Consider the following 12,757-nt stretch of genomic DNA (forward strand, 5'->3'; position numbering starts at 1 on the left):
CGTGCAACAAAGCCAACGCAATCCTGTCCGCGTTGGCTCCTCAAGTCGTCATGGAATCTTGCGCTGACGTGTGCGTCACATCGAACGAAGCACTTGTCAGGCAGCCCGAAAGCGCCCATCCGTGACCGCCGGGGGAATACTCATGTCAACAACCTCGGCCGCGCTTTTCTCGGCGGGCCATATCGACTTGGATAGCGGCGTCCGGAAACTGTCCTCGCGGTTGTAGGCGAGACTGCTGGCCGCATAGAGTTCTTCATATGAGTTCAGGCGTTCGCGCAGCCATTCCCGCATCTGCGGTCCGAAAAGACTCTCGACCTTACTGTCGGATTGATGCGGCAAGCCGCTCAGTGCGTCTTGCTTCCACGGTTCTGACTTGGGATCGGCGATGCGCTGATGACAGGTCTGATCCAATGGGACGTTCGTGCGCAGCGAAAGGAAGGTGCACAAGCGACGCCACTCTTCCAGCGGATTGCGCACGAGATCTTCAAGGAACACAAAGTGGTGATGACGCATGCCGATACGCGAACGATGTATTTCCACCGCACGATTCCAGCGCTGCGCCCAGAGCATCAACCCACCACTGAACGCCTTGTTGCCATAGCGCAATTCGGCATCGGTGATCGACGCGAGCACGTCCATGCCGGGGCGAATCACATGAATGAACCGCGCACCGGGCAGATAGCGCTCGATCTCGGTCAGATACAGCAAATGATTCGGCGTTTTTTCGATCCATACGGAGCGGCCGGCCTGCGTGGCCAATCGATCCAGCGTGGCGATGAACTGCGCGACACACGTGCTTTGGAGCCATGGCGCCCGCTTGGGCACCTGGGCCGGATCAAGCAAAGCGCGTTGCAGATCGAGAAACTCGCGGCGGCCGTAGCGCCGGGTCAACCCGAGGCGACGTGCAAGCGTACGTCGACGGGGTGCAGCCCCTTCGTCGCCCAGGCGGTAATGAAGTCCGCCCAGCAGTCGCGGAAAGAAACCGGTTTCGGGAAGCGTGAAAACTTGAGGGTGCCTGGCCAGCATGGCTTGCACGATGGTGGTGCCCGATCGAGGGCATCCCACGACGAAAGTTCGTTGCATAAGCTGCTGGCGCCCCCTGCTTTTTTGACTTCGTATACGTGCGTCGCGTTGTTTTTGGACAACTGAACAGCTCAACGCGTCAGGTAGCTGTAAGTTGACGCAAATTACACACGCATGCAACAGATGTCCAGAAAAAGTTCTTGCGCCACTGGGACTTGGGTGACACAAATCCATGCCCAGGATATTGCGCCGCAATAAATCCGTTCAGGTTTCCCCACAAAAACCACCCCACGGAGAGCAATCCGATGCTATTCCTTGTGCATCACCTTTTTCGCGACCCTCGTGCGGATTTAAAGTGAAGGCGCCAGGTTCGTGGAGTTCAACCCAAGGCGACCGGCAACGTTCGACGGCACGACCCGTGCTTGGGATTGCGCATCCTCACCACCCGTCCGCGGAGCGATGGAAAAGAATGGTTGCCCGCCTCTGTCTACGGTCATCGAGCTTCTGCTCGATGCCATCTGCGTGGTCGATGCCGAAGGCAACTACCTTTACGTCAGTTCCGCCTATGAACGCATCTTCGGCTACACGCCCGAAGAGGTACTGGGCACCCCGATGATCCGGCTGGTCCATCCCGATGATCGGGAGCGCACCTTGCAGACGGCCAGCGAAATCATGGCCGGCCAGGCCAAACCGAGTTTCCAGAACCGCTACATCCGCAAAGACGGGCAGATCGTGCACATCATGTGGTCGGCACGCTGGTCGGGAACCGATCGCGTGCGCATCGCCGTCGCACACGACATCACCGAGCTCAAGCGCGCCGAGTCCATGCAAACGGCGCTGCTGGCGATTTCCGAAGCCGTCCACTCGGCCGAAGACTTGCTGGCGCTGTTCCAGCGCATCCACCAGATCATCGGCGAGCTGCTGCCGGCCAAGAATTTCTTCGTGGCGCTGTACGACGAGCGTCGCGACGAACTCAGCTTTCCCTATTTCGTGGACGAGTTCGATCCGCCACCCGCTCCGCGCAAGCTCAATTCGGGGACGCTGAGCGCGGAAGTGATCCGTAGCGGACGTGCACTGCTGATCACGCCCAGCAACTCCGTGGATATGCTCGGGGACGGACTTCCCTACGCGGGACGCGATTCGCTGGACTGGCTCGGTGTGCCGCTTACCACCCCCAACGGCGTGATCGGCGCCATCGTCGTGCAAAGCTACTCGGGCGACGTGCGCTACACCGTGGAACACCAGGCGCTGCTGCAGTTCGTCTCCCATCAGGTTGCCGTGGCGATCGAACGCAAACAGAACGCGACATGGCTGAAATACATCGCCGCACACGATGTGTTGACCGATCTGCCCAATCGCGAGCTGTTCCACGACCGCCTGGACACCGCTCTCGCTGCGGCAAGACGTGACCATGAGCGTCTCTCCGTGCTCTATATCGACCTGGATCGCTTCAAGCAGGCCAATGACACGTTCGGCCACGACGCCGGCGATGCATTGCTTTGCGAGACGGCGCGACGCATCCGGGGATGCCTGCGCGAAGCCGATACGGTGGGACGCCTGGGGGGCGACGAGTTCGCTGTCCTGCTGCGCGGCGTCCATCGGCCAGAAGATGCCGCCGCCGTTGCCGAAAAGATTTGCGATGCCCTCAGGCAGCCTTTCGACATCAACGGCCAACGCCTGGAAATCTCGTCCAGCATCGGCATCGCCGTCTTTCCGGAGCACGGCGACGATCGCAAGCAGCTGATGCGATATGCCGATGCTGCCATGTACGAAGCCAAGAAGTTGGGTCGCAGCCCATCGGCCACCATGCACGCGCCGGGGTTCAACAAAGACGACACCTTGCTCGATCCTGATGCCGTGCAGGCAACGTCCAAATAAAAACCACCGGCGTATTCACGCCGGTGGCCGCCTTTCACATCCTTACCCTGACGCGGGCCGGGCATGCCTCCTGGCCCGCATCAGTTCCCCCTGCTCCGTTTACTTGCCGATATCCTTGAGAACCTCGTTGGTGTAACCCAGCACACCGACACTCGGGTACGAGTTGCACGTCGCGGACGCCGAACCTGCCGCACATGGCGTGTCGCGATCCAGCGACCAGAAGTGCACGCCGGCCAGGCCGTTGGTGGTCGCATAGTTGGTGATCGTGTCGATATCAGCGAGCGTGGTGATTTCGCCCGAGGTATCGTTCTGCCCGATCATCGGCGTCAGCTCGATGTGACTGGCCGGAATGCCATACGTGTGCTCGATGTTCGTCACCGCCTGGATGGCGGACTGACCCATCTCGCAAACGCCGCTCACGACCACGCAGTTGGCCGCGCTGGCGCTGCCATAGTCCATCACCATCAGGTTGATGGTGTAGTTGTTGAGCGCGGGGCTCGAGGACTGGATGGCCTGCACCACCCACTGACCCAGCTGGTTGACGCTGCCGTAGCTGCCGTCCGATGCGCCGAGCGTGGCCAGCGTGAACGAGAAACGCAGGTTGGGATACTGCGATTGCGCGGCGGCGACATCGGCGACCAGTTGCTGGACGTCAGCTTGCGTCTGGCCGCCTTCGATATCGAAATCCACGCCGATCATCTGAGACGTGTAGTACTTGGCGATGAAGCTCTCGAACACCGATGCCGACGAACACGTGAACACACCAGCCTGACCGCCGGTGGACACGATGTAATCGAGACCAGCACTGGAGAGCGAATTGGCAGCGCCTGGCGTGATGTTGGCGGAAATGAATTCCGAAGGCGTCACGCCGGCCCAGCTCTCGCTGCCGCACTCGCCCGTGGCGAACGCGAGCGTGATCGCGGGGAGGTTTGGCACCTGCGTCGAATAGAGGCTGCCGCTTCCGACAACCGGAATCAGCGTACCCGTGACTTCCGTCGACATGGCATACGTATTCCAGTTCATGTTGATGCTCATGTCCTTGTACGGACTGAACACGAATCCACTCGGTGCCGGGGTGGGTGTCGGCGTCGGAGTTGGGGTAGGTGTCGGGGTTGGGGTTGGGGTTGGCGTCGGCGTGGGTGTTGGCGAACCGCTGCACGTACCGACTTCCGTCCACGGCTCACCGCTGCCCGAGGGGCCGCTATTGGTGGCCGGGTCATTCCCCTGCGTCCACCAGTTCGCCTTGTAGTTGATGCCGCTCTCGCTCACCAGAGCGCCACCGTTGTAGGCAGTCGACGCATTCCACGCCGGGTCGCAGGAACCCGAAGGCGTAGGTGCTGGCGTGGGCGTGGGTGTTGGAGTCGGGGTAGGTGTGGGCGTTGGCGTCGGTGAACCGCCGGAACAGGCGCCTTCCGACGTCCACGGTTCGCCACTTCCCGAACCGCCGTTGTTGGTCGCAGGATCGTTACCCTGCGTCCACCAGTTCGCTACGTAGTTGATGCCGTTTTCGCTCGCGACATTGCCCTGCGTATAAGCCGTTGATGCATTCCAGGCCGCGGCACAAGCCGATTGCGCGTGCACGACTTGCACAGGCGCAACCGTCAGCACGGTCGTGGACAACGCTGCGCACACTGCAGTGCTCAGCGAACTCAACGTAAGGGTGGACCACCTCGTCGATCTCTTCATCTGCATGGACTGCCTCCAGGTTGGATAGAACCGCAACAGGTGAGATTCCTCGGCGATTTCACGGCTGTGTTCCGGCCAGCCATGTGGGGACAGTCGCCATCACGCATCCCTGCCCGTACTGCGTGTAATGGTTTGGCAACGACTTGAGTGCGGCGAGTATCAGCTTGTCATGACAACGTTGTCCAGTGGATTTGGCCGTTCCGCCCACAATGGAACGTGATGCGCATCGCAAAGGAGGACATGGCATATCCACGCTGCGAAATTTCACGCGGCGTGCACATTCAATAACGCTTAAAACACCTTAAAAAAGCCACTTTTATCGCTGCGACGCAGCATGGCATTTTGCGATCGACACGCGCATGGAATCGTCTCCACAGACTCTTCACACAGCCAAGAAGCTCACGCGCATCGATTTACCTAGCGCAGTCGACAATGTCACTCCATGCGCTGCGATGCTCGTTTTTCCAGACATGCATGACAACGATAGCCACCCCAGGACATGGCCAGACAACAAAGCATTCGCACCCGTGTCGAATTCGGATAACGGCATTCGTCGTATAGATGTCTTCCACCATCCATCCCGACAGGAGTCACCCATGAGCGTCCGATTCCAACGCATCTCGCCCTTCCTCTGGTTCAACGATCAGGCGGAAGAGGCGGCGGACTTCTACGTCTCGGTCTTCGAAAACTCGCGCATCCTCACCACCACGCGCTATGACAAGGAAACGGCGAAGGCCGCCGGCCGACCGGAAGGGTCAGTGATGACGGTCGCCTTCGAACTCGATGGCCAGGCATTCGCCGCACTCAACGGCGGCCCCGCGTTCACGTTCAACCCGGCGCTATCGCTGGTCGTCAATTGCCGTAACCAGGATGAGATCGATCACTACTGGAATTCGCTGTCGAAGGGCGGCGACCCCAGGGCGCAACAGTGCGGATGGCTGCAGGATCGCTACGGGTTGTCATGGCAAGTTGTACCGGTCCGATTGTTCGACCTGCTCAATTCCGGCGATGCAAGCAAGGCGCGAAACGCCATGCAGGCGGTGTTGGCGATGAAGAAGATCGATATCGCTGCACTTGAGAAAACGGCGGCCTGACGCGCGCATTGCCTTCAGTTTGCGAGGGACAACGGCCACCGCGGGTGTGCTCAATAACTTTGCAGAAATGGGCAAGAGCGATGCGCAATCGTGGTGACGCACCGCAGCATTCAAGCCTATAATTCCGCTACGCCCGGCTCCCCCCCTCCGGGTGATATCGCACTCCCCATGGCTGTTGCCCCCCGCTCCATCGCGGCCTCTTCAGGCCGCACGTCCGGTGTGTTGCTGTCGATTCTCAGCACCGTCGCGTTCACGTTCATCGCCTATCTGACCATCGGCCTGTCGCTGGCGGTGCTGCCCGGATTCGTGCACGACAACCTCGCCTTCGGCGCGATGCTGGCGGGCCTTGCGATCAGCATGCAGTACGTGGCGACGCTGCTGAGTCGTCCGCACGTGGGACGCATGGCCGACGCCAAAGGCCCCAAGCGCACGGTCATGACCGGCCTGACGATGTGTGCCGCCAGCGGAGCGCTGCTGCTGCTCGGTGCATGTGCCGCCAGCCTGCCATGGCTCAGCCTCGGCCTGATCTTCCTCGCGCGCCTCGCCCTTGGTTGTGCGGAAAGTTGCGTGGGCACCGGCGCGATCACCTGGGGCATGGGCCAGGTAGGACATGAGCACACCGCGCGCATCATCTCCTGGAATGGCGTGGCCACGTACGGCGCGCTGGCCGCAGGCGCGCCGCTGGGCGTGCTGATCGCGCATCGATTCGGTTTTGCGGCGATCGGCGTTGTCTCCTTGTTGTTGCCGCTTGCGGCACTTCCTCTGGCACGGCGCAAGCGCGCCACCACGGTGGAGGCGAACGAACGATCGCCATTCCGCACCGTCGCGGTACGCGTGGTGCCTTACGGTGTCGGGCTGGCGCTGGGCTCGATCGGTTTCGGCTGCATCGCAACGTTCATTACGCTCTTCTACGCTGCGCACGGCTGGGACAATGCAGCGCTGACGCTGACGATCTTCGGCGTCGTATTCGTGGGCGTACGCTTCGTGTTCGCGCGCACCATCAATTGGCTCGGCGGTTATCGCGTGGCGATGGCTTCGCTGGCGATTGAAACGATCGGACTCATCACTTTGTGCATGGCCAGCAGCGCACAGATGGCCAGCGCAGGCGCTGCCATCGCGGGCCTTGGATTTTCGCTGGTGTTTCCCGCACTGGGTGTCGAAGCAGTGAATCGCGTGCCCAAGCACAGCCGCGGCTCTGCGCTAGGCGTCTATTCCGTATTCATGGATGTGGCCATGGCCGTCACCGGACCGGTAGGCGGCTGGATCGCAGGCGGCATGAGCTACAACGCCGTCTACGGATTTGCCGCCATGGCCGCCGTGGCGGCGGTGATGCTCGCCTGGGTGCTACATGCACAAGCGGCGCGTGGCGAACCCGAACTGGCGACGGCATCCACCGATCCGTAGGCTGCGCAAGCTTCGCGTCACGCTGAGAAAACAAACCGCAACACTCCGGTCAGATAGCTGAAATATAGGCTTTTTTTGTGATTTTCAGCTCAAGTTGACGCGCCATCGGCCGATGGTTGGGCATTCCCCTCTCCAGGTTGTGTCATGCCTCGCCTTCCCTCCGGCCTGTTCCGAATCACGCTGCGCAAAATCCTCCTGCTTCGTCTCGCCGGCCTGTTGGTCTTGCTGATCGCCATCGGTGGATGGTCCAGTCTGTCGTTGATGCATGCCGATCAGCGCATCGAGTCGGTCGTTGGCGGCACGCTCGCTCCTATTTCCGATGTCGGCCGCATACAAAGCGACTTCAACAACGACTTCCAGGCGCTGTCTCATGCCGTGCTGATGCGCCTCCCTTCCGCGGCCGACGAGGCCGCCACGGCGATCAAGAGCAATCGCGTCGATATCGATCGCTACTGGAAGCCGTTGCTCGACAGTGGACTGGGCGTAGAACAGAAATCCCTGCTCACCATCGCCGCGGAACACCGCAAAGATGCCGAGCAGGCCATGGACGACACACTCACGCTTTTGCAGGCCGGACAGTTCGACATCGCCCAGCTGAAACTGGCCACCGACGTGCAGCCGGACCTGGTTCCGCTGCAAAGCGATTTCACCAACCTCTTCGAAGACGCCCTGGCCACGGGCAAGACGCAGTCCTCGACGCAGCACATGGCGAACCGGAAGAGCTTGTTCCTGCTGCTTGCCGTGTTCGCCGGCGCGATGCTGCTGGCGAGCCTGAGCGACGGCATGCTGATTCATGCACTCGGTGCACGCCTGCGGTTGGCGTCGGGCGTTGCGCGGCGCATCGCACGCGGCGAACTGGGACAATCGATCGCCCTCGGCCGCGACGACGAAATCGGCGATCTTCTGCGCGCACTGGCCGCCATGGATGCCCAGTTGGCCGATGTGGTGCGCGAGGTGCGCAGCGGCGCCGCCAGCGTGCGCGAAGGTGCGCAGACGCTGGAAAAGAGCACGCTCGCCTTGAGCCAGCGCACGCAATCCCAGGCCGCGAGTCTTGAGCAAAGTTCGGCGTCGATGGAACAAATCGCCGCGAGCGTCGCCGAAGCGGCCGCTGTGGCGGAGCATGCCCATCGGGTTGCCCTGACCTCTCGCGAACTCGCCGAGCAAGGCCGGCATGTCGTCGGGGATACGGTGACGGCGATGGACGCCATCGACCGTTCCGGCCAACGCATCGCAGAATTCGTCGGCCTCATCAATGAGGTCGCGTTCCAGACCAATCTGCTTGCGCTCAACGCTGCCGTCGAAGCGGCTCGCGCCGGCGAGCACGGACGCGGCTTTGCCGTCGTGGCGGCGGAAGTGCGGCAACTCGCGCAACGTTGTTCCGCTGCCGCGCGCGAAGTGAAGCAATCGATCGAAGAAAGCGGCGCCGCCGTACTGGATGGCCGCACGTTCGCCCGCCGCTCCGGCGAAGCGTTGGTGGGCATTGTTGCCAGCGCCACGCAGGTCTCCGAAAAAGTGGCCGATATGGCGTTGTCCGGTCGCGAGCAGAAAGCCGGCATCGATCAGATGAATCGCGCAGTCGCCAACATGGACAGCATGACCCAGCAGAACGCCGCACTGGTCGAGCAAACCGCCGCGATGAGCCACGCCATGCGCAGCAGCGCGGAAGCGCTATTGCAGCAAATGGATTTCTTCCTCGTCGAAGAGACGGCGGCGGATGGCATGCAGGCTGGCAACGACGTCGAAGCAAACGCTGAACCTGGCGCGCTCGCCACCCAGCGTTCCTCGCAGGTCTTCGACGAAGCCGCCTGACAAAGCCATGTCCTTCATGCGCGACACCGCTCGACTAACCAGCCTGTTGGACCGGGCGAGCAGCGGTCTGCACGCCGTCTTCCAGCCACTGATCCGGCTGGACACGATGGAGATCGTCGCGCATGAAGGATTGGCACGCACGGCAGCCCAGCTGGGTGGCATCACAACGCCGGAGCTGCTCAATCTCGCACGCGCCGAAGGCAGATTGGGCGAATTCGAACTGGCTGCCGCGCGCACCGTGTGCACGGCGTTCGCCGCACAAAACGCGCGCGGCCGGCTGCTGGTGAATCTCAGTGCCCAGGCTTTCATGCAGGAGTCGATCGAACCCGACGACCTGCTCGCCGCACTCGGCAGCGGCGGTATGGATCTCAGCCGCATCACGATCGAACTTACCGAGCGGGACATCGTCGACGAACCCGCGCGGCTCGCCCACGCATTGGGATATTTGCGCGCGCACGGGGTGCGTTTCGCGCTGGACGACTTCGGCAACGGCCATTCCAATTTCGAAATGTGGAACGAAATTCACCCGGAAGTGGTGAAGATCGACCGCTATCTGATCCACGGATTGGCCAAGAGCGCCGAGCGCCTGGCGATCGTGCGCGCATTGTGCCAAGTGGCAGAAACGCTTGGCGCGGACCTGGTAGGCGAAGGCGTCGAAGAACCGGACGATCTGCGCATGCTGCGCGAACTCGGCATTTGCTATGCGCAGGGCTTCCTGCTGGGCTATCCCGGACCGCAGGTAAGCCACGCCATCAGCGAGTCCGCGCGCGAAGCATTGAGTCATCCATCCATATCGGTACCGCCCCGGCTGCGTGGACCGGTCACGCAACGCCCCATGCACCTGGGCCATCTGGTGATCGAAGCGCCATCGCTGACGCCACAGCAGACCAACCACGATGTGATCACGCTCTTTGCCCAAATGCCCGAGCTGCATGCACTGGCGGTGGTGGAAGACGAGCGACCCATTGGCATCGTCAATCGGCGCGTTTTCAGCGAGCGCATGGCGCAGCCCTATACACGCGAACTCTACGGCCGCAAAAGCTGTACCGCCTTCATGCACGAAGCACCGCTGCTGTGCGATGTGCATCAATCGCTCGAAAGCATGGCGGACATTCTGCGCGGGCAGGACCAGCGTTATCTCAGCGACGGTTTCGTGATCACGCGCGAAGGACTTTATCTGGGACTTGGAACAGGCGAATCACTGGTGCGCCGGGTAACCGAACTGCGCATCGAAGCGGCCCGCTACGCGAACCCGCTTACTTTCCTGCCCGGCAACATCCCGGTGACGGAACATCTGGCACGGCTGCTGCGCGCCGAACTGCCCTTCACCGTGGCTTATGTGGATCTCAATCACTTCAAGCCGTTCAACGATCAATACGGTTATTTTCGCGGCGACGAAATGATCCGCCTGCTCGCGGGAATCCTCACCGCTCAGGTCAACCCGCGCTGCGATTTCGTGGGCCATATCGGCGGCGACGACTTTCTGCTGGTGTTTCAGAGCGAGGACTGGGAAACGCGCTGCATGCAGATGGTCGCCTTGTTCAACCAGCGCGCCCGCGATCTGTTTGCTGCCGAGGACATTGCCCGGCAAGGCATCGTCGGTGAGGATCGTCACGGCAACACGCAGTTCTTTCCGCTCACCACTGTCGCCATCGGTGCCGTGCGCGTCGTACCGCCCTTCCCTGGCCGCCCGGAAACGCTCGCCACGCTGGCGGCGCGCGCCAAACGGCACGCCAAGCGCGCGCAAGTCGGGTTCTATCTGTTGTCCGGCGATACCTCGTGGCCTGCGCAAGCCGACACGGCAGCGACGCCCGCCTGAAGCGCCATCAACACACGTGCAGCCAATGCACGTGCACGCCGTTTTCGCGGTCTTCTTCCCGGAATCCCTGACGACCTTCTGCCACCACTCCCCAAACGGTACGCAGACTTTCGCCCAACACGCGATCGACGCGGACGTGCTCGCCTTTCGGAATGGCGAACCGCGTCTCCACCACCATCACCCGGTCGCTTTCCCAAACCAGCACGGCGTTGCGCCCGCTGTTCGCGCCCCAGCCGACATGAAGCTGGACGTCCTGCGAGGAGAACGCCCCGCGGTTGTCCAGTTTCCAGCTCTCGGTTTTGCTCAGCAGCGACTGCAGGTGAGGATCGTCCCAGTTCACCTGGTTGTTCGACAGCTTCGAATTGGGCTTGAAATGACTCATGCAGGCAACATCCGCTCAGGTCGACGCCAGCGGCGCCATCACTCGTGCACAACCGTGCGTTCCCTGCCTACCGGCTAGCCGCGATCGGATCGGGGGATCCGATCGAAACGAAGCCGGGTACATCTGGATGGTTAGCGCGCTTGAGCGTCCTATCGGCCTGATGGACGCAAAACTTTAGGGCCCCTCTTCGAAGCCCAAGGCGGAGGCGTCGCAGACGCCGCTATTTGACATGCAGCCAATAGAAGTGAAGGCCGTTCTTGCGGTCTTCCTCGCGAAAACCTTCGCGCCCGTCCACGACCACGCCCCACAGGGTTCGGATGCTTTCGCCCAGATGCTTGTCGATGCGGACATGCTCGCCCATGCCGATGGGAAAGTTCGTCTCCACCACCAGCGACTTGTCGCGTTCCCACACCAACATGGCGGACTTGCCGACCGTACCGCTCCAACCCACGTAGATCTGGATGTCCTGGGGTGCGAAGCCACCGCGATTGTCCAGACGCCAGGTTTCGCTTCGGCGCAGCAGCGACTCCAACTGCGGATCGCTCCAGTCCACACGAACATTGGAAACTCGGGCATGCGGCCTGTGATTCATGGTCGGCTTCCGCGTTGGGGGCGCAATCATGGTATGACCGTGGCGCGCGATGGCGGTAGCAAGGTTTTGTGTGAAATATGTGAAAAGTACGTCGACGCGTTCACACACGAAACAATCGGATCGCTGTTTCCAGGCGGGACGCCCACCGGTCTCAAGACCCCGGTGATGTGCTCCGAGTCTTGCGGCCTGCGTCATCCAGCCGGGCAAACTCTCGCGGCAGTGCACAAAACGGCCCTGAAAACACGCATTTTTATGCTAGGAAAGGCGCTGCGGCTGAATGCCGCACTGCACGCTGTTCTCCCCAACCGTCCGCGCTAAGGTCATCCAACGTTCGTAAAGCAGCGTTCACAGCTCGGGGGAGTTGATGGCGAAGCACGGAACACGTCGCATCGAGCGGTTCATGTCGGTGCATTGGCCAGCCGGCATCCTGCTCGGCATGAGCGCTTATTTCGGCGTTCACGATGGCGTGGGCGCGCAAAGCAGCGTCCATATCGTTATTGCCTGGTTATTGATCGCTGCATGCTGGTTCGGCGCCTTCATGTCGTGCCTGGGCTATCGCCGGCGCATGCGGCGCCTGGTCGTCCGCGACGAAGTGAACGAACTGCGCGGCATCCATTGGCGAGACTTTGAACGTCAGGTAGCGCAAGCGTTTCGTTACCGCGGTTATGTGGTGGAACACGCCGGTCATGCCGATATCGACAACGGCCTGGACCTGATCGTGCACAAGCACGGCCTGACCACCCTGGTTCAGTGCAGGCACTGGCACAATCGCAACGTCGACGTGAAGGACGTGCGCGAGATGCATGGCCTCATGAAATTCCACCAGGCGTCCGCCGTGAAAATCGTCGCCTGCGGCGACTACACCGAGGACGCATGGAAGTTCGTCGCCGGCAAACCCTTCGAATTGATCTACGGCGAAACGCTGCTCGCCATGCTGAGCGATGCACAATTGCCCATCGACGCGAGCGTGGTTCCTTTCCGGGCGCCGGCTTCGCCACCACCGATGCACCATCGCCCGAAGACGGCTGCGCACCCTTGAGCTGAAATAAAAAACGCCGCGCCAAAGCGCG

The 12,757-nt window shown here is 61.5% G+C and carries 10 protein-coding genes; 6 read left to right on the plus strand and 4 right to left on the minus strand.

The window, feature by feature from the left end; translation table 11 throughout:
• Positions 1-96: 96 nt before the first annotated feature.
• On the minus strand, positions 97-1,083 hold the full coding sequence (locus tag DWU99_RS19670) for a sulfotransferase family protein (protein WP_158543372.1): 987 nt from the start codon (positions 1,081-1,083) through the stop codon (positions 97-99).
• 399 nt (positions 1,084-1,482) lie between these two features.
• Between DWU99_RS19670 and DWU99_RS19675 the strand changes: the two genes are divergently transcribed.
• A complete protein-coding gene (locus DWU99_RS19675) occupies positions 1,483-2,901 on the plus strand; it encodes a GGDEF domain-containing protein (protein ID WP_115479793.1) in 1,419 nt (472 codons plus the stop codon).
• Positions 2,902-3,000: 99 nt separating this feature from the next.
• Here DWU99_RS19675 and DWU99_RS19680 read toward each other — a convergent pair whose 3' ends face one another.
• Entirely contained in the window at positions 3,001-4,593 is a 1,593-nt protein-coding gene (locus tag DWU99_RS19680; RefSeq protein ID WP_115479794.1) for a carbohydrate-binding protein, read from the minus strand.
• Positions 4,594-5,183: 590 nt separating this feature from the next.
• Between DWU99_RS19680 and DWU99_RS19685 the strand changes: the two genes are divergently transcribed.
• From DWU99_RS19685 to DWU99_RS19700, 4 genes are all read left to right on the plus strand, one after another.
• The gene (locus DWU99_RS19685) at positions 5,184-5,681 is read left to right on the plus strand and encodes a VOC family protein (RefSeq protein ID WP_115479795.1); all 498 of its coding nucleotides are present in this window, start codon (positions 5,184-5,186) and stop codon (positions 5,679-5,681) included.
• Between the two features lie 168 nt (positions 5,682-5,849).
• Positions 5,850-7,085 carry an MFS transporter gene (locus tag DWU99_RS19690; protein WP_115479796.1) on the plus strand — a complete coding sequence of 412 codons (1,236 nt, stop codon included), beginning with the start codon at positions 5,850-5,852 and terminating at the stop codon, positions 7,083-7,085.
• Positions 7,086-7,229: 144 nt separating this feature from the next.
• Positions 7,230-8,894: a methyl-accepting chemotaxis protein gene (locus DWU99_RS19695; protein WP_115479797.1), complete on the plus strand. Its 1,665-nt coding sequence runs from the start codon at positions 7,230-7,232 to the stop codon at positions 8,892-8,894.
• Positions 8,895-8,901: 7 nt separating this feature from the next.
• Positions 8,902-10,713: a GGDEF domain-containing protein gene (locus DWU99_RS19700; RefSeq protein WP_115479798.1), complete on the plus strand. Its 1,812-nt coding sequence runs from the start codon at positions 8,902-8,904 to the stop codon at positions 10,711-10,713.
• Positions 10,714-10,720: 7 nt separating this feature from the next.
• On the opposite strand, the gene DWU99_RS19705 is transcribed toward DWU99_RS19700, so the two are convergent.
• The gene (locus DWU99_RS19705; protein ID WP_115479799.1) at positions 10,721-11,095 is read right to left on the minus strand and encodes a hypothetical protein; all 375 of its coding nucleotides are present in this window, start codon (positions 11,093-11,095) and stop codon (positions 10,721-10,723) included.
• A 220-nt stretch (positions 11,096-11,315) separates the two neighbouring features.
• Positions 11,316-11,687 (minus strand): hypothetical protein, encoded by a 372-nt coding sequence (locus DWU99_RS19710; RefSeq protein ID WP_115479800.1) that lies wholly within the window; start codon positions 11,685-11,687, stop codon positions 11,316-11,318.
• Between the two features lie 364 nt (positions 11,688-12,051).
• Between DWU99_RS19710 and DWU99_RS19715 the strand changes: the two genes are divergently transcribed.
• The gene (locus tag DWU99_RS19715) at positions 12,052-12,726 is read left to right on the plus strand and encodes a restriction endonuclease (protein WP_115479801.1); all 675 of its coding nucleotides are present in this window, start codon (positions 12,052-12,054) and stop codon (positions 12,724-12,726) included.
• Positions 12,727-12,757 lie beyond the last annotated feature (31 nt).

The sequence above is a fragment of the Dyella psychrodurans genome (assembly GCF_003363265.1).
Taxonomy (GTDB): domain Bacteria; phylum Pseudomonadota; class Gammaproteobacteria; order Xanthomonadales; family Rhodanobacteraceae; genus Dyella_B; species Dyella_B psychrodurans.

What these genes read in the sequence shown, in the direction of transcription:
- DWU99_RS19710 (WP_115479800.1), bottom strand. Translation starts at nt 11,687, where the DNA reads ATGAATCACAGGCCGCATGCCCGAGTTTCCAATGTTCGTGTGGACTGG.
- DWU99_RS19680 (WP_115479794.1), bottom strand. Translation starts at nt 4,593, where the DNA reads ATGCAGATGAAGAGATCGACGAGGTGGTCCACCCTTACGTTGAGTTCG.
- DWU99_RS19695 (WP_115479797.1), top strand. Translation starts at nt 7,230, where the DNA reads ATGCCTCGCCTTCCCTCCGGCCTGTTCCGAATCACGCTGCGCAAAATC.
- DWU99_RS19705 (WP_115479799.1), bottom strand. Translation starts at nt 11,095, where the DNA reads ATGAGTCATTTCAAGCCCAATTCGAAGCTGTCGAACAACCAGGTGAAC.
- DWU99_RS19700 (WP_115479798.1), top strand. Translation starts at nt 8,902, where the DNA reads ATGTCCTTCATGCGCGACACCGCTCGACTAACCAGCCTGTTGGACCGG.
- DWU99_RS19685 (WP_115479795.1), top strand. Translation starts at nt 5,184, where the DNA reads ATGAGCGTCCGATTCCAACGCATCTCGCCCTTCCTCTGGTTCAACGAT.
- DWU99_RS19670 (WP_158543372.1), bottom strand. Translation starts at nt 1,083, where the DNA reads ATGCAACGAACTTTCGTCGTGGGATGCCCTCGATCGGGCACCACCATC.
- DWU99_RS19715 (WP_115479801.1), top strand. Translation starts at nt 12,052, where the DNA reads ATGGCGAAGCACGGAACACGTCGCATCGAGCGGTTCATGTCGGTGCAT.
- DWU99_RS19690 (WP_115479796.1), top strand. Translation starts at nt 5,850, where the DNA reads ATGGCTGTTGCCCCCCGCTCCATCGCGGCCTCTTCAGGCCGCACGTCC.
- DWU99_RS19675 (WP_115479793.1), top strand. Translation starts at nt 1,483, where the DNA reads ATGGAAAAGAATGGTTGCCCGCCTCTGTCTACGGTCATCGAGCTTCTG.